7 protein-coding genes are annotated in these 3,612 nt (G+C 70.9%); all 7 read left to right on the forward strand.

Features of this window, described 5'->3' with window-relative positions; genetic code table 11:
- A partial coding sequence (locus ABT158_RS51000; RefSeq protein ID WP_352366712.1) for an exonuclease domain-containing protein occupies positions 1-680 on the forward strand: 680 nt, incomplete at its 5' end.
- Positions 680-1,045, forward strand: coding sequence for a hypothetical protein (locus tag ABT158_RS51005; RefSeq protein WP_352366714.1), 366 nt, complete (start codon positions 680-682; stop codon positions 1,043-1,045). The genes ABT158_RS51000 and ABT158_RS51005, both read left to right, overlap by 1 nt.
- Positions 1,042-1,659 carry a hypothetical protein gene (locus tag ABT158_RS51010; RefSeq protein WP_352366715.1) on the forward strand — a complete coding sequence of 206 codons (618 nt, stop codon included), beginning with the start codon at positions 1,042-1,044 and terminating at the stop codon, positions 1,657-1,659. The genes ABT158_RS51005 and ABT158_RS51010 overlap by 4 nt, the downstream gene beginning before the upstream one ends.
- Positions 1,656-2,459, forward strand: a complete 804-nt coding sequence (locus ABT158_RS51015) for a hypothetical protein (protein ID WP_352366717.1) — start codon at positions 1,656-1,658, stop codon at positions 2,457-2,459. Before ABT158_RS51010 ends, ABT158_RS51015 begins: the two co-directional genes overlap by 4 nt.
- Positions 2,456-3,049 carry a WhiB family transcriptional regulator gene (locus tag ABT158_RS51020; protein ID WP_352366719.1) on the forward strand — a complete coding sequence of 198 codons (594 nt, stop codon included), beginning with the start codon at positions 2,456-2,458 and terminating at the stop codon, positions 3,047-3,049. The genes ABT158_RS51015 and ABT158_RS51020 overlap by 4 nt, the downstream gene beginning before the upstream one ends.
- The gene (locus ABT158_RS51025; RefSeq protein ID WP_352366720.1) at positions 3,046-3,258 is read left to right on the forward strand and encodes a hypothetical protein; all 213 of its coding nucleotides are present in this window, start codon (positions 3,046-3,048) and stop codon (positions 3,256-3,258) included. Before ABT158_RS51020 ends, ABT158_RS51025 begins: the two co-directional genes overlap by 4 nt.
- A partial coding sequence (locus ABT158_RS51030) for a YfdP family phage-associated protein (protein WP_352366722.1) occupies positions 3,255-3,612 on the forward strand: 358 nt, incomplete at its 3' end. The genes ABT158_RS51025 and ABT158_RS51030, both read left to right, overlap by 4 nt.

A 3,612-nucleotide genomic window follows, 5' to 3' on the forward strand; every position in this document is an offset into this window, starting at 1 on the left:
AAATTGAGCACGAGGACATCGCCGTCCAAGGCATCACAGAAGAACTCGCCGCCGAACACGGCCAGCCCGCCTCCGAGGGCGTCCTGGAGATCGTCACCGCCCTGTCCGAGGTCGTCGCCGCCGGCGTCCCGATCGTCGGCCACAACGTCGGCCGCTACGACCTCAACCTCCTGTCCGCCGAATCCGAGCGGCACCTCGGCGGCCCGCTCACCGAGACCATCCCGGACTGCGCCGACCGGATGCGGGTCATCGACACCATGACCCTCGACCGGCAGGCCGCCCCGTACCGGCGGCGGATCTCCGACACCCAGGGCGCCTACCAGATGCGCACCACGGCGGAGACGTACGGCCTGAAGTGGGACGAGGACCAGGCCCACGGCGCCGAGTACGACGCGCTCATGTCCGCCCGCGCCGCCTGGCACATGGGCAACATCGCCCACCTCCCCCACCAGCAGCGCCCCGACTGGGTGCGCGGCCTGCGGACCCAGCGGTTCAGCTCGCTCGCAGTCGACCTCGACGAGCTGCACGCCCGGCAGATCGGGTGGGCCCGCACGGAAGCCGAGCGGTTCCAGGCGTACCTCCGGGACCCGGTGAAGGCCAAGGACAAGCACGACCCGGCCGCGGTGATCGACCCGCACTGGCCGCTGATCCCCTCCCAGCAGAACGGAGAGAACCGCTGATGTTCACCTCCTCCCGCAGGCTCCGCGCCGCGAACGACGCCGTACGCGCCGCCACCGCCAAGGTCGTCCAGCGCGACGCCCGCATCCGCGAGCTGGAGACCAACCTCGCCTCCGCTCAGGACCGCACGTACGAGCTCGCCCGAGGCCGCGCGGACGTCGACCACATCATCCAGCTGGAGAAGCAGGTGCAGACGCTCACCGCGACCGTCTCCCAGCTCCGCAAGCAGGTCCCCGACGACGCTCAGACCGCCGAACTCCGCCGCCAGCTCGGCCTCGCGAAGTCCGCGAACCGGTCCCTGGAGGCCCGGCTCGCCGAGCTCCAGGCCGCGAACTCCGGCATCTCCACGCTGCGGGTGATCGCATGACCATCATCGAGACCCCCGCGGCCGGGATGACCACCCTCCCGGCCGCGGGCGCCAAGCCCCTCGTCATCGGCCTCGACGTCGCTATGGGCACCACCGGTGTCGCAGGAGACGGCTGGACGGACCACGTTCACGCGAAGGGCCAGAGCCAGCACGGCCGCTTCGCCCAGCAGCTCACCGGCATCACCTCGTTCGTCCGCTCCGCCGACTTCGTCGTCATCGAGGGCCCCGCCTTCTCGAAGAACAACGTGGGCGCGGACGCCCTGTCGGCGATGCGGTGGATGGTCCGCCACGACCTGTGGAAGCGGGACATCCCGTACGCCGTCGTGAACCCGGACCACCGGATCATGTACGCGGTCGGGACCGCGGCCCCGAAGGACGAGGACGGGACCCGGCTGCGCGGCGAGGCCCTGAAGGCCGTCGTCCGCGATGCCGTCCGCGAGCGGTACGGCATCGAGTGCGAGGGGCGGCACAAGTACGACGAGGCCGACGCCTACGTGCTCCTGGCGATGGGCCTGCACCACCTCGGACACCCGCTCGCCGAGGTGCCGCCGTCGCACTCCCGAGCCCTCGACGCCGTGCGCTGGCCGGAGCTGACGCTGGGGGTGGCGGCATGAACATCCGTACGGACCTCGCCGAACTGCTCCGCGCCGAACACTCCGACCGCGAGATCGCAGCCCTGCTCCACATGGACACAAAGCCCATCGCCGCCGCCCGAGCCGCCCTCGGCCTGCCCAAGGCCCGGCCCGGCAAGAAGCCCGCCCCAACCCTGGAAACCGCCTTCCTCCGCCACGCCAGGAAGACCCGCGACGGCCACATGAAGTGGACGAGCCACATCCAGACCGACGGAAGCCGCGCGTTCCGCTGGAAGGGCCGCTTTTGGACCGCTGGGCAGGCCGCCTTTGAGATCGCCAACGGACGGCCCGCCGAGGGCAAGGCGCTGCCGATCTGCGGCCGAGCACAGTGCATCGCACCCGCGCACGTCCAGGACAGGGCCGGCCGTCTCCAGCTCGCCACAGAGATGCTGAACGCCGGGCACTCGGTGAGCGCCGTCATGCGCCGCTACCAGTTCAGCTTCGACCAGGTCCGCAGCATCCGTGACGCGCTCGGCATCCCTCCGAGCCAGCCCGGCGCCAAGGCGGAGTCCATCGACGAGACGTTCCGGCGCCGCACGGTCCCCACCGAGGACGGCCACCTCCTGTGGCCCACGTCGGATTACCACATTCGCACCGTCGAGGGCGCCTCGATGTCCGCCGGGCGCTACGCCTTCCAGCAGAAGTACGGCCGCCGGCCGGTCGGCAACGTCACGTCCGGATGCGGCACCCCTCGGTGTGTCCACCCCGCTCACGTCGAGGACCGGCCCATGCGCGAGGCCCTCGAATCCCAGCTCGCCGCCATCCTCGGGAGCGCCGCATGAACCCCACCAGCAGCCGCGCCATCAGCACCCGCCACACCGACGACTGGCGCACCCGCGGCGCCTGCCTCAGCACGCGAACCCCGGAGTTCTGGTTCCCGAAGGGCAGCACCGGCCCCGGCAGCATCCAGGCCGCCGAAGCCAAGGCCATCTGCCGAGCCTGCCCCGTCGCCATCACCTGCGCCACCTGGGCCATCGAACGGCGCCTCCAGCACGGAATCTACGGCGGCCTCGACGCCCCGCAGCGCCGGAGCATCGCCCGCAAGGAAACCCGGCACGACCTCACCCACTCCGGAATCGTCACCGAGGTCCACGCCGCCTGGACAAGCGACGCACGGGACCCGCTCGTCGACGCCTACCTCAAGAGCAGCGTCCAGGACGACAACGGCCACGTGTTCTGGCGCGGCCGGAAGACCACCTACAGCATCGCAGGCCGTGACCTCACCCCAGGGCAGATCGCCTACGAGCTCGGGCACAGCCGAGCCCCGGAGGGCCACGTAAAGGCCACGTGCGGACAGCCGTTCTGCATCGCGGCCGAGCACCTCGCCGACAGCCCAGACCCCTGGCAGCGCGACCACGCCCCGGCGGCATGACGACCGAGCAGCAGGTAGCCGGCGCCCTGTTCGTCGACTGCGGCAAGCAGCTGAAGAACGGCACCTGGGTCCAACCCCCGCGCGCTCGCTACGAGTGCCTCATCTGCCACACCACCGAAGGACCCGTCGTCGGCGCCGCCGCCGTCACCGCCTTCGTCCAGACCATCCGAGCCAAGCACCAGCACCAGCAAGGAGCACACGCCGCATGAGCACCGAGCACGACACCGAGATCCGCGAGCAGGCCCCCGTCGCCGCCTTCCTCGGCAGCCACCTCAACGGCCGCACCGACGAGGAACTGAGCCAGGAGTTCCACGCCCTCCTCGGCGCCGTCCGCGCCCACGGCAAGAAGGGCTCGATGACCATCACGATCGTCGTCGACCCGCCGGCCAACGGCGTCGAGTCCGCGCCGATGCCGATCGGCGTCGAGTCCTCCGTCAAGGCCCCGAAGCCCACCCCGGTGAAGTCGCTGTACTTCCTCGACGACGAGGGCCTGCCCGTCCGCGAGGACCCCCGCCAGATCGCCATGGACTTCCGCACCGCCCCGACCACCACCGACTTCAAGA

This window comes from Nonomuraea sp. NPDC001636 (genome assembly GCF_040298265.1).
Lineage (GTDB): Bacteria > Actinomycetota > Actinomycetes > Streptosporangiales > Streptosporangiaceae > Nonomuraea.

What these genes read in the sequence shown, in the direction of transcription:
- ABT158_RS51005 (WP_352366714.1), top strand. Translation starts at nt 680, where the DNA reads ATGTTCACCTCCTCCCGCAGGCTCCGCGCCGCGAACGACGCCGTACGC.
- ABT158_RS51010 (WP_352366715.1), top strand. Translation starts at nt 1,042, where the DNA reads ATGACCATCATCGAGACCCCCGCGGCCGGGATGACCACCCTCCCGGCC.
- ABT158_RS51015 (WP_352366717.1), top strand. Translation starts at nt 1,656, where the DNA reads ATGAACATCCGTACGGACCTCGCCGAACTGCTCCGCGCCGAACACTCC.
- ABT158_RS51020 (WP_352366719.1), top strand. Translation starts at nt 2,456, where the DNA reads ATGAACCCCACCAGCAGCCGCGCCATCAGCACCCGCCACACCGACGAC.
- ABT158_RS51025 (WP_352366720.1), top strand. Translation starts at nt 3,046, where the DNA reads ATGACGACCGAGCAGCAGGTAGCCGGCGCCCTGTTCGTCGACTGCGGC.